Source organism: Pleurocapsa sp. PCC 7319 (assembly GCF_000332195.1).
In the GTDB taxonomy this organism is placed as follows: Bacteria; Cyanobacteriota; Cyanobacteriia; order Cyanobacteriales; family Xenococcaceae; genus Waterburya.
In genome coordinates this window covers 384148-396682 of sequence record NZ_KB235919.1, presented here as the reverse complement: position 1 = coordinate 396682, position 12535 = coordinate 384148, and the positions used below count along the sequence as shown (strand labels likewise).

The 12535-nt window shown below is 35.0% G+C and carries 13 protein-coding genes; 5 read left to right on the top strand and 8 right to left on the bottom strand.

The window, feature by feature from the left end; translation table 11 throughout:
* Positions 1 to 23: 23 nt before the first annotated feature.
* Positions 24 to 455, bottom strand: coding sequence for a response regulator (locus tag PLEUR7319_RS0103110; RefSeq protein ID WP_019503750.1), 432 nt, complete (start codon positions 453 to 455; stop codon positions 24 to 26).
* Positions 456 to 630: 175 nt separating this feature from the next.
* Positions 631 to 2613, bottom strand: coding sequence for a PAS domain S-box protein (locus PLEUR7319_RS0103105; RefSeq protein WP_019503749.1), 1983 nt, complete (start codon positions 2611 to 2613; stop codon positions 631 to 633).
* Between the two features lie 170 nt (positions 2614 to 2783).
* Here PLEUR7319_RS0103105 and PLEUR7319_RS0103100 point away from each other — a divergent pair, with 170 nt between their 5' ends.
* Together PLEUR7319_RS0103100 and PLEUR7319_RS0103095 are read left to right on the top strand one after the other, a co-directional pair.
* Complete coding sequence (locus PLEUR7319_RS0103100; RefSeq protein WP_019503748.1) at positions 2784 to 3527, top strand: response regulator transcription factor; 744 nt, start codon at positions 2784 to 2786, stop codon at positions 3525 to 3527.
* A 302-nt stretch (positions 3528 to 3829) separates the two neighbouring features.
* Positions 3830 to 4252, top strand: coding sequence for a PleD family two-component system response regulator (locus PLEUR7319_RS0103095; RefSeq protein WP_019503747.1), 423 nt, complete (start codon positions 3830 to 3832; stop codon positions 4250 to 4252).
* On the opposite strand, the gene PLEUR7319_RS0103090 is transcribed toward PLEUR7319_RS0103095, so the two are convergent.
* The gene (locus tag PLEUR7319_RS0103090; RefSeq protein ID WP_019503746.1) at positions 4215 to 4598 is read right to left on the bottom strand and encodes a Na-translocating system protein MpsC family protein; all 384 of its coding nucleotides are present in this window, start codon (positions 4596 to 4598) and stop codon (positions 4215 to 4217) included. The two genes, PLEUR7319_RS0103095 and PLEUR7319_RS0103090, sit on opposite strands and share 38 nt — an antisense overlap.
* A 117-nt stretch (positions 4599 to 4715) precedes the next feature.
* Entirely contained in the window at positions 4716 to 5111 is a 396-nt protein-coding gene (locus PLEUR7319_RS0103085) for a DUF2294 domain-containing protein (RefSeq protein WP_019503745.1), read from the bottom strand.
* Between the two features lie 409 nt (positions 5112 to 5520).
* Between PLEUR7319_RS0103085 and psb35 the strand changes: the two genes are divergently transcribed.
* Positions 5521 to 5703, top strand: a complete 183-nt coding sequence (gene psb35, locus PLEUR7319_RS0103080) for a photosystem II assembly protein Psb35 (RefSeq protein ID WP_019503744.1) — start codon at positions 5521 to 5523, stop codon at positions 5701 to 5703.
* A gap of 50 nt (positions 5704 to 5753) precedes the next feature.
* On the top strand, positions 5754 to 6035 hold the full coding sequence (locus PLEUR7319_RS0103075; RefSeq protein ID WP_019503743.1) for a hypothetical protein: 282 nt from the start codon (positions 5754 to 5756) through the stop codon (positions 6033 to 6035).
* 103 nt (positions 6036 to 6138) lie between these two features.
* Here the strand turns inward: PLEUR7319_RS0103075 and PLEUR7319_RS0103070 are convergent, their stop codons facing one another.
* The 4 genes from PLEUR7319_RS0103070 to PLEUR7319_RS0103055 all read right to left on the bottom strand — a co-directional run bounded on the left by PLEUR7319_RS0103070 (position 6139) and on the right by PLEUR7319_RS0103055 (position 9111).
* The gene (locus PLEUR7319_RS0103070; protein WP_019503742.1) at positions 6139 to 6576 is read right to left on the bottom strand and encodes a nucleoside deaminase; all 438 of its coding nucleotides are present in this window, start codon (positions 6574 to 6576) and stop codon (positions 6139 to 6141) included.
* A gap of 167 nt (positions 6577 to 6743) precedes the next feature.
* A complete protein-coding gene (locus PLEUR7319_RS0103065) occupies positions 6744 to 7631 on the bottom strand; it encodes a sigma-70 family RNA polymerase sigma factor (RefSeq protein ID WP_019503741.1) in 888 nt (295 codons plus the stop codon).
* Between the two features lie 308 nt (positions 7632 to 7939).
* Entirely contained in the window at positions 7940 to 8749 is an 810-nt protein-coding gene (locus tag PLEUR7319_RS0103060) for a glucose 1-dehydrogenase (RefSeq protein ID WP_019503740.1), read from the bottom strand.
* A gap of 149 nt (positions 8750 to 8898) precedes the next feature.
* Complete coding sequence (locus PLEUR7319_RS0103055; protein ID WP_019503739.1) at positions 8899 to 9111, bottom strand: NblA/ycf18 family protein; 213 nt, start codon at positions 9109 to 9111, stop codon at positions 8899 to 8901.
* A 349-nt stretch (positions 9112 to 9460) separates the two neighbouring features.
* On the opposite strand from PLEUR7319_RS0103055, the gene PLEUR7319_RS0103050 reads away from it, so the two are divergent.
* A complete protein-coding gene (locus PLEUR7319_RS0103050; RefSeq protein WP_019503738.1) occupies positions 9461 to 12172 on the top strand; it encodes an efflux RND transporter permease subunit in 2712 nt (903 codons plus the stop codon).
* The last annotated feature ends 363 nt before the right edge of the window (positions 12173 to 12535 follow it).

The following is a 12535-nucleotide window of genomic DNA, read 5'->3' as shown; positions in this document are numbered from 1 at the left end:
ACTCATTACTCATTACTCATTAATTAAGGCATTTCACACAGAGTCCAATATTTATTCAATGCCACCATTACTTCGGCAAAATTAGTAAAGGTAACTGGTTTGAGAATATATCCTGCTACGTTTAGGTTATATGCTTCAATTCTATCTCTATCTTCATCGGAAGTAGTAAGAACAATTACAGGGGTACGTTTTAGAGTTTCGTCTTTTCTCAATTCATGGAGAAACTCTAAACCATTCATTTTGGGCATATTGAGATCTAATAAAATTAATCGTCTGTCTTCTGGTACTTCCGGACGTTGCCCATTTTGCGAACTCAACATTGCTAAGGCTTCTATACCATTTCCTGCTATGTATAGAGGATTTGTTATTTTATATTTTTTAAATGCCCGTTTGACGTTCATTACATCAACTTCATCATCCTCTACTAATAAAATATTAATTATTCTTTCTGCCATAATTAATCTACTTGTAATTTAGAATCTAGTTAGTATAAATGGGCTAATAATACTAGATATTTCTCAATGTATAGTATTACGATACCACTTATATATTTAATGAAGCCTCACCTAAAAGTTAGATTTATAATCTACAAAATATTGAGAATATATTTATTTAGTATCTACTTATAAGCTATTTTTTTCTGAGCCAAGTAAAGTAAAAGGTTGTTCCTTGATTAATTTGAGATTCAATTGCAATTTTGCCACCTTGATTCTCAACAGCTTTTTTCACTATTGCCAAACCAATTCCTGTGCTTTCTTGGTTATCTCGCGCTTCCAAAGTTTGAAAAATACTAAAGATGCGTTCATGATACTGGGGGTCAATTCCTTTACCGTTGTCAGCTACAGCAAACTCGTAGAAATTATCCTGCTCTCTTACTGAGATTGTAATTTTACTATTTTGGCGATCGCTATGCTTAATAGCATTACTAATTAGATTGTGAAATACTTGCTGTAACGGGATTAACTCGGTGATAAGAGTTGGCATATTTCCCTGGATTTCAATCGTATAATCTGCAGGAACATTTAGCAGATCAATTATTTCAGCCAGCATTTCTCCGACATTTATAGATTGAGGTTCAGAGTGTAATCTACCTACACGAGAATAATCAAGTAATCCATTAATCAGATTTTCTAAGCGACGAACTCTGCCCCGCAAAAGGCTCATGTTATATCTAGTATCTTCATCTAGTTTGTCTTCTAAGTCTTCTTCAATCCATTCAGAAAGATTGGCGATCGCTCTAAGAGGTGCTTTGAGATCGTGAGAAGTTACATAGGCAAACTGATCTAGTTCTTGATTGCGTTTCTCTAACTGAGCAGTGATAGTTAACAATTTGGCATTAACTTGTTCTAATTGGATAGTACGTTGTTTTACTCTAGCTTCCAAATCATCATTTAATTGGGCTAAAGCCTTTTCTGCTTGACGGCGTTCGGTAATATCCCGCATAGCTGCAAGCGCACCAATTTTTTTACCATGGCGATCGACAATTGGATCTCCGTTAGCTAATATAATTCGGGGTTTTCCCTGTTTGGGAATGATCATCATCTCTACGTCCCTAACCGATTCTCCTTGTAATGCTCGAAATAGGGGAATATCGTCTTGGGACATGATGGCTTTACCATCTGGCAGATACAGATCATAGTATTTTGCCCATTCATTTGCAGGTATAGCTTGGTGTGGTAATCCATGTAATTTTTGAGTAGCCTTATTAAACAGAGTTAAAAAGCCATTTTCATCACAACTAACAATCCCGTCAGATAAATTATCTAGTAGTGCTTGCAAAAAGTTTTTTTCCCGATCTAATTCTGTTTCAGCTTGTTTGCGCTCAGTGATGTTTAAGCTGGTTCCAACGATGCGGTTTATTTTGCCTGTCTTATCTGGAATGGGATTGATAGTAGTTAACCACCAGGTTTCTTCTCCGCAAAAGGGCAAACATTCTTCGTAAGAAATAGTTGTTTTTGAGTCTAGACATTCGCGATAGTGCTGTTCAACTACGGCAGCTATTGCCGAAGGAAATAGCTCTGAGGGAGTTTTCTTATTGACATCTTCAATACCGGTTAATCTCTTAGCAGCAGAGTTGAATCCTTGATAGCGAAATATCCCATCTGCTTCCATATCAACTACAAAAATTGCCTCTTGAACATTATCGTAGATACTACGAAGAAATTCTTCTTGCTGACGAATAATCGATTTTTGCTGTTCTAATTCAACAATTTTCTCCTGTAGCTTTTGATTGATCCTATTTATTTGCTTTGGTGAAGGTAAGGTTAGTATTTGAGGAATTTTGATTATTAATACAATTGCAGTTGCTAGAGAAACTAAACCAGTCAATAGTCTAATCACACCTGATATCCAATAATCAGGGTGCCACAGCGTCCAAATATTAAAAGCATGACCCGCACCGCAAAATAGAATAAAGGCTGCAAATAACCAAAAAATACTATTAAAAGGAATATCTGTTCTCTTACGCAAGATATACATCAAGGTAATCGGAATAGAAAAATATGATAAAGCAATAATCCCATCGCCAACCAGATGTAAACCTACTAGCCCAGGCTTCCATAGATAGCACATCCCGTGAGGCATAAAAGAAGCAATCGTAGCCAACTCGTTCATCTAACCACAAGACCTAAAATTTATATCTATAATAAATTATCTTTCAACACTGATAATCGATAACTGACAACTAATCAATATACATCTTAAGGACGATGAAATAAAAAACCGAAGATTAGATAATTAAAGTATATGAATAATTAGTTTAAATAACAGTTGTATTGGTAGCGATGAGTAAAATTAGCGTTGTTTTAATTGAAGACCACGATCTAAGTCGAATTGGCTTATGTGCTGCTTTAAAACAGTATGAAGATGTCGAAGTTATCGATAACGCTGCTAATGGCAATGATGGCCTGCATAAAGTCAAAACTCATCAACCTGATGTTGCTTTAGTGGATATTGGTTTACCTGACATAGACGGTATTGAAGTTACTCAGCAACTCAAACAATATCAAGCAGATCAACAAGATTTTAAGACCAAGATTTTAATGCTTACTATGCACGATAGCGAAGATTCAGTTATGGCTGCATTTGCGGCTGGTGCTGATTCGTATAGTCTTAAAGATGTCAGCATGGATAATTTGGTTCAAGCAATACGCAATACTCATGAGGGGAATGCTTGGATCGATCCTGCGATCGCCCGTATCGTACTCAAGCAAGCTCAATCTAGTAAGGCAACTTCTACCCCAGTAAATGTCAATATCTCTTCAACCACGGAAGATGATGAAACTCAAGCAATTACAGCTGTAGCCGAAGAATACCAGCAGCTAATCGAAACTTATCCTTTAACTGACAGAGAATTGGAAGTTCTGGAGTTAATTGTAGCTGGTTGTAGCAATGCAGACATATCTAAAAAGCTATATATTACTGTGGGAACAGTCAAAACTCATGTTTGCCATATTCTCAACAAGTTATGTGCTGACGATCGCACTCAAGCAGCAGTTAGAGCTCTGCGGGCGGGATTAGTTAAGTAATAAATAAATGTGTTAGTTATCTGGGGAATGTAACAGAGAAATAGCCACCGCACTTTTTCTCCAAACTGTCCACTTTTTAAAAGTTATTAAAATTATTAAGATATATTGAAAGTTCTGAATATTTAAAGTACGATACTTATAGCTTATTTATAAGCATAACTTTCTAACTTAAAATCTACTTTCCTCAATTGAGCAAAGATTAAGATTATTGACTTAGTTTATTTATTTTAAGAGCCAATTTACTATAGGCGTATATCTCCGCTTTTAGAGTGCCTCTGTTAACACAAATATGTTGCAGAAGAATGTATTCTACATTGAAAAAAGAATTCGAGAAGCAGTCAAAAGATTATCGACCTTTAATTTTGATTGTCGATAATGATCGCGATAATTTGTTGTTTGCAAGTTGTGTAATTGAGTCTTTGGGAATGTATTTTATTACTACCAAAGATGCCGAGGAATGTTTTAGTTTAGTATCTAAACTATTACCAGATATTATTTTACTGGATATCGTAATGCCTAAACTTAACGGGTTAGAAATTGCTAATTTAATCAAACAGAATAGAAACTTCTCTCAAATTCCAATTATTGCTGTTACGGGGTTAACTAGTACAGAAGATAAGACTAGGCTTAATGCGGCAGGATTTGATGATTATCTTTGCAAACCGTATATGATTGAAGAACTAGAATTTAAGATTTATAATCATCTAAAGTGTAATTTGATTTAAATTCAAGAACGGCGATCGCTCCTGTCAAATTGCGATGAATGCTAGTATCACTTATAAAATCCATTATCTTAACATCTAATATTTCTTCAACGATTTTTTGAATTTGAAGATGAATTACATTATCAATTTCTGCTCTTACTTGTTGTGCTAAATAAATATTATCATTATCTGTTAGTAGCTTTTCTGGAGTAGTAATTATACCTTCCAGCACTATAACTAAAGTGTGCCCAGATAATTGATAGGAAATGTTGTCTAGCTGATGTTCTAATTTATATTTGTAGACATCTCTTATTTTCTGAGAAAGTAATGAGTCAATTTTTTTGATTTTTAAAGCTTCTTCATTCATGATTTTATCTCTATAAAGGTTTTAAAAAATATATGCAATACTAAAACTAGCAACTATTATAGAGAACGATACTTTCTTGAGAGCGTTATTAAATTTCTTGATTTTTTTCCTAGAAAACTAAATTTTAGCTTTAGGAATACTCTGTGGATTACGCACTTTGGGAATTTGATCTAGAACAATAATGATTCCAGTTCGACCAGTATTCAAAGTAGCATCGCTCAGAATATCAACTACTCCAGTGCCAGTGACTTCTTCAATCAACTGTTTTAGTTCTGGCTGGATAGCATCGTCTAAGTTTGAACGCACTTTTTTAGCCAAATCGTTTTTACCTTCTTCTAATAAAATTTGCTCGGCACTAGTTATTGAATCTTCAATAACTAGTGCTAATTTAGTATTAAAAAATTGACAAGTTACTTTAGAAGGTTGATGTCCTAAACTTTGGCGATAGAATGCTTGAATTTTTTGCGAAAGTTTTCTTTCTAGTTGTCCGCGAGTTGGTACATTATCATCCATTTCTTTATTCTCAAAATCTAGACTACTACTTATAAGCTGTATTAATTACAGGTTACGAACAATAGTGAAAATTTAAAAGTTACTTCAAATTAAAGTAGTTTTAGCCAGTTATAATCTGAGTTACTACTTACATTAACTCTTATGTTTTCACATTAAAAAAAGTTTTTAATTATATTTATCTTATACCTAAGCTATCAATCAACCAAAGTATTTTCTATCTGCCAATAGATATAATTACACTAATTAATGTAATTAATAATAGTAACTGATTTTTGAAAAAAGCTTGTACTTCTAACTTTCTTAATTATCTATCTTTGGATATACTTACTTATCTATAGTAAGAGAGATGCGACAGATATAGTTTAAGGGGTAAGCTTATATGTAGTTAAGAAAAAGAAAAAGCAAATTTATGAATCTCCTATTACAAATTGCCAGCAATGAACCTCATTTCCCCTATGCAGCAACAGCGGTTTTAGGATTAGGCTTTATTGCAGCGGTTACTATTGGCTCTATTGCATGGTATAACTCTAAACGTCCTGCTGGTTGGGAAAATAAAGAACGCCCCGATATTGTTCCCGATATTGATAAGTAATTATTCTGTTTTAAGTCAGTATTTATACCTTTACTTTGGAGATAAAAATAATGGAAAATAAAACACCCGACGATGCTAATTATGATCGTGCCATTACCTCAGCAGAAACTGCTGCCAGGATGGAAAGAGAAGGGGAAGACTTTAAGCAAGCCTCTAATCCTGGTCAAACAGTAGATAAAGAAGGGCTGGCTAACAATTATGCAGTCGAGCCTGAAATGTATTATGAAGAACCAGGCGATCGCAAAGAAATTTTAGAGGCGGAAAAAGAGCAGCGTGCTAAAGAAATTGAAGAAGTGAATACTCCTGGTGGCAAAGGTCCTGGTGTAATCTAAGCTTAAAATTAATATCAGAAAGAATAATATAGCTTTAAAATAGGTTTTTAGAGCTATATTATTTTGTTTATAGCACTAAAATTAGCAATGACTTTATTCTCTTCTAAAGTTGTTTAAATAGTTTTAAACAGTCATCAGCCATGATCCCACCAATTACCTCTATATTCTGAAAACTTTTCTCAACGACAGTTTTACAAGCTAGATCAATTTGTTTTGTACCTAAATCGAGCAGTTGTTCTGTAGATGCACCAAAAACTATTTGAGAAACTCCTGCCCAAACACAGGCTGCCGCACACATAGGACATGGTTCACAAGTAGTATAAAGAGTATGGTTTTCCAGTGCGTCTAACGAATAACCATATTTCTTAGTAAAAGCTCGCAAAGCATTTATCTCTCCATGTGCCGAAACATCATTGTCTGTCTGGGCTGTATTGTAACTACGAATCACAATTTTATTCCCTTTAACTATCACAGCACCATAGGGCAAGTCACCTTTTTTAGCCTCTATAAGTGCTTCGCGTATAAAATCTTCATGGTTCATAATTTTTAGATTGTTGCCTTAGTTTAAATATATTTTCGCTATACTAAGCACCCCTCTTAGTTTAATTATCTCAAACTAGAGAAATAACTAAAATCAAAATCAAGATAACTTTAGATGCTTGATGATTTTACCAATGGAGAATAGCATTAAATTGAATCATTGTTAAATTATCCTGCCAAAATTGACTGTTGCAACGCTCTTTTCTTAAGTAATTTCATAGCTTTATTTGTAATTTGCCTAACTCTCTCACGGCTAACACCGCAGAGTTCGCCTATTTGTTCATAGGTCATGGTTTTACCGTCATTTAAGCCATAGCGTAGAGTAATGATATTTCTTTGTTTGGGGGATAGGCTATTTAATAGTTTTTGAATTTGTGAGTTAACTTCTTGATTGATTATAAAATCTGAAGGAGAGGTAGAATCATCAGCTAAAATTTGTCCTAACTCAGTCTGATTCTCATCAATAGTAATATTCAGACTTTTGGGTCTAGTAATTCTAGCCGATTGCGCCAGAGATCTTAGCTTTTTGAGATCTATACCTAGCTCTTGGGAAATTTCGAGATCATTGGGTTTTCGACCCAAATCTTGCGATAGTTGACGAGTTACTTTCTTAATTTTATTTAGATCTTGAGTAATATGAATTGGTAAACGAATCGTCCTGGCGTGATTAGCAATTGCTCTAGTCATCGCTTGTCTAATCCACCAATAGCTGTAGGTTGAAAACTTATAACCCTTAGTGGCATCAAACTTTTCTGCTGCTCTCATCAAACCAATACTACCTTCTTGAATTAAATCGAGCATTGATAAACCACGATTGTGATATTTTTTAGCAATAGAAACTACTAAACGTAAATTGGCTTGCACCATTTTTTGTTTTGCTTTTTCCCCTTGGTAAATAATTTTCCTCTCTTCGGGAGTTAAATCTTTTTTATCTTGCAAAGCTAACATTGCTTGAATTTGATTAGCAAGCTTGACTTCTTCTTCCGCTGACAATAAAGGGGTACGAGCAATTTCTTTTAAATAGTTTCGGACAGTGTTATTAGAGTTACTTGCCATAATATGTTTTGTTTCTATATTTGTATATTTGAGTAATTTGTATTTATTGATATGGAAATAAGTAGGTAGGTACAATTAAATATAAAATGCCTACGGCAAGAGAATAGGGAACAGCGCGAAGTTGCGGTGGCGGGGTTCCCCCGCTTGAGCAAACTTCGTAAGAAGGGAACAGGAAATAGGGAATAGAGAAACAGCTTAATAGTATGGTTTTATAGATTATTCTGCCTACCTACTTATACTTTTTGCTGCTAAATATTGGAGTTAGATTCAAAAGATAATGGAGTCCTACTTGCTTAGTTTCCTAAAAATTATTCTCCCGCAGACCAAGGTTTAAGAAAGTCTGGATATAGAGTAAGACCTCCATCAACAAATAGAGTTTGACCAGTGATATATGCCGCATCATCAGAGGCCAAAAAGGCTGTAATTGCTGCCATTTCTTCGGGAGTCCCTGCTCTACCCATCGGAATATGACTTTCTACTTCTTTTCTTTTTTGAGGATTATCTGTCCAGCTATTAATTGGTGTGGCAGTAGCACCAGGAGCAATTGCATTAATCCGAATACCATGAGGTGCGTATTCTAAAGCTAAGGTTTTGGTCATATTTTCCATTGCACCTTTACTCATAGAATAACTTACATAGTTAGGTCTAGGAATAATTTCATGAACGCTAGAAACATTAATAATAATACCACTATGACCTCGATTTATAAAATGTTTGATGGTTTCTCTAGCACAAAGATAAGCACCTCGCAGATTAACTTCGATTACTTTATCAAAATCAGAAGTTTCTAATTCATGAGAAGGAGCTGCGGTTTGAATGCCTGCATTGTTAATTAAAATGTCGAGGCTACCCAGTTTTTCTATAACCTCATTGCACATTCTAATAATGTCTGCTTCTTTCGAGACATCTCCTTCAACTGGTAATTCCTTTCCACCGCAACCCTTAACTTGATTACACATTTGATCGATTAACTCTTTTGTATCGTCAAGCTTATCTGGATCATTACGATAGTTTAGAGCTACATTAGCACCTTCTTGAGCAAAATAGGCGGCGATCGCTTGTCCAATACCGGAAGTTGCCCCCGTAACCAATACGTTTTTACCCTTTAATCCCTTCATTCTATTTGAATTTTTGATTTGGTGAAATTTTTTATTACCTAGTTATATTTAGCAACTTAAAAGGACAGCACGCATCTTTCTGTAGCTATAAAAATAAACTTCTTCCTTGGGTGAAAGAAGTTTAAGTACGGACGCAAGATCAAGACTATTCAATTCTTCTTTGCCCCAAACAGAGCATCGACAATATCTTTTTCCTGGCTTAAAAATAATTCTTTATAGAGATTATCTTTAAACATCATTTGTTTATGCATCTGTATTAGCAATTCTTGAGCATCTTCACGGGATAATTGTTTCGCGCGATCGCTAAATATTCTGTGATTCAACTCTTGCTCTATAGAAAGATTGTTTTCTAAGCTATCCATAACTACTATCTCCTTGATTTATCTATATTGTAAATAAATTTTAAGAATTCTTGACTCTATCAAGAGTAGTAATGTCCGAAACTATAGTAATTAGTTTTTGTTTCAGTCCCCAAACAAGTTTAAAGGGAACAGGGAATAGGGAATAGGGAATAGTGACAAGAATGGTGCGAGGATTTAAACCTCTCCCAAACTCATTCCGTCTTGAAAGACTGGGCTTCAGACCAAGGCAACAGCCTTGGTGAACGAAAAAACTTTAAAAACTGAATTAGGATGTAGAAAGTAAGAAGTGTATTAAAGAGTAAAATTTTAGCTTAAAGATAGAATCTCTAAACTTAAGCTCATTTAGTTTATGCCCATAGTCAAGTCACGTAGGTTAGTATTTCTCAGAGATCGTTTCAATTTATCTCTATTTGCAATTGCTCATCCTCGTCTTACCTTAAGTTTTTGGTTAGCGGTTGTTGTCACAGGTATATTAGCTTTTACTTCACTTAAGTATGCTCTTTTTCCTGATATCACTTTTCCTGTAGTGTTGGTCAAAGTGCAAGCACCTTTAGAAACGATTATCGCTACAGAAGAACAAGTAACAATTCCTTTGGAGAGGTCTTTACAATCTCTGTCAGGACTAGATGAGTTTATTTCTTCTACCTATGCAAAACAAAGCATTGTTACGGCGATATTCGATCCCGGTATTAATCTAGAATTAGCCACCAAAGATACCCGAGAGATAGTTAAGCAAGCAAATCTTCCTGCTGCAACTACTTGGGAGATTATTCCGTTTAACTTAAATGAATCGAAGGCTGTTAGTTACACTCTAACCAGTGATAGTAAAACTTTAGCTGAGCTCAATCAAATTGCCAAAACGAAAATAATTCCCTCTCTGAATCAACTCGAAGGGGTCTTAAAAGTAAATCTTTTGGGCGATTCTACTGGTATTGCTAAAGAACAAAAAATTGATTTTCCTACTTTAGTAAGTTTTGAGCAAAAAAATGCTATAGCCATTGAGATAGTCAAAGATAGTCAAGCTAATACTCTGGAGATTGTTGAACACGTAGAGATTGCGATTCAATCTTGGCAAGAAAAACTACCCGAAGTACAAATAAACTTAGCTCAAACTCAAGCAGATTATATTCGCGAAGCAACCCAAGCAACTATAGATGTGCTGTGGTTAGCAATTTTACTGGCTATTATTGTCATCTTTGGTTTTTTACGTAGTTTTACGGCGACTCTAATTACTGCTTTAGCTATTCCGATCTCCTTGTTAGGTACTTTTATCGTTATGGCAATAGCAGGGTTTAACTTAGAAACAATTACCTTACTCGCTTTAGCCTTAACTATTGGTATCATAGTTGACGATGCGATCGTAGAAGTAGAAAACATTGTCCGCTATCTTGATACTGGATATCCAGTAAAGGAAGCTGTTATTCTGGCTACTCGCGAAATTGGCTTTACTGTTTCTGTTTCTACCTTAACCATTGTTGCTGTTTTTTTGCCCATAGCACTAATGAACAACGATGTAGGACAGTTTTTCAAACCCTTTGGTTTGACTGTTTCTGTCGCAGTTATTACTTCTTTATTGGTTGCTCGTACTCTTACTCCTGTTTTAGCTGTTTATTGGCTGAGAAAAACTAAGAAAAAAAAGCGAGAAGACATCAATAACCAAGAAATACAACCTAAAACTCCTCATCTTTTTGGTTTATTTTCTATTTACTATCGTCGATTACTCAACTGGTCTTTATCTCATCGACAAATTGTTTTAGGAATAGCCGTAACTAGTTTTGCTATTGGTATTGCTTTAATCCCCTATGTTCCCAAGGGTTTTATTCCTCAATTGGACCGAGGAGAGTTTAACGTCATTTATAGAACTCCGTTACCGAAACTCTCATCAAGCTCTCCAGTGAATAATGCTGTAAACAGACAAAATTCAGCTCGTCAGAAATCAAAGAATTTTACCTGGTTAAGTGATCTTGCGCGATCGCCAGAAAAAATACTACTCCGAAGAACTTTAAGAGTTGGAGAACAAATTGAACCAATCATCTTATCTCTACCAGAAGTAGAGTCCACCTACAATATTGTGGGAATTAAAGGCGAACCTAATCAAGGCAAATTTTATGTCAAGCTCAAAAGCGATCGCTTGCTCAACACTGCTCAAGTACAAGAAAAATTACGAATTGCTTTAGCTGATATACCTCAAGCAGTTATAAGCGTCGAAAATATTCCCTTTATAGAAATAGAAAACCAACAAAACTTACAAATTGCCTTGGTAGGAAAAGATCTAGTTAGCCTTAATGACTCTGCTCAAATCTTAAAAGATCGTGTTCAACAGTTACCAGAATTTGTTGATGTTACGATTACAGGGTCAGAAATTAATGGCGCTTTACCTGCCAAAATTGAACATTTTCACGGCCAAAGAGTAGTTTATCTTAATGCCAATCTTAGTCAAGGCAAGGCTATTGGAGATGGTACGGCAGAAGTAGTAGCCATAGCACGTTCAATAATTCCAGAAGGAGTAAAAATAGAATTATCAGGAGATTCTGCTCTCAGTAGTGATATTTTACAAGATTTTGCTGGTACATTGAGTTTATCTGTTATCAGTATGTTGTTATTGTTAATCTTACCTTTCGGTAGAATATTAGAACCAATAGTAGTAGGTCTATGTTTGCCTTTATCTATTATCGGCGCAGTATTGGCTCTGTTATTAACTCAAAGTGATTTTGGCATGATATCTTTAATTGGGGTTATTTTTCTCCTAGGTTTATTAGATAAAAATGCCCTGTTACTGATGGACTATACCAATCAGCTACGTAAATCGGGTTTAAGTCGCACTAAAGCAATTTTAGAGACGGGAATGGTACGTCTAAGACCCATTTTAATGACTACTGCTTCGACAATTTTAGGAATGATGCCTATCGCTTTGGGTTGGGGGGCAGGATCAGAATTACGTCAACCAATGGCAGTCACCATTATTGGTGGTTTAATTACTTCTAGCCTACTTAGTCTCATTCTGGTTCCTGTTCTGTACACTATGTTAGAAGATTTATTTGTAAGCAAAGGAGATGATTGAATTTTAGTTCTCGCGACCTGGGCAATTCTCAATTAATCATTAATTCTTCGCTATTATGTTTAAAAATGAATTGGCTATCGGTACTAAGTGAAGCTTTTTCTGAAGTTGGCGGATGGCAGATTCAAAACTATATTTATTCATTTTTTAACTTTTAATATTTCAAACAATTGTTTTTAATAGTAATAAAAATTAACATTTCGACATTATCAAAATCTAGCTCACAAATTTTTGTTTTTAGGTTCAATAAGTCAATATGCCACAAAAATCAGGAACTAAGTCTTTTATAAGCCAATTAAAATGGATTTTAGGGATATTTACTGTTACAGGGTCTAAAGATACTGCATATGATGACTCTGGAAGGTT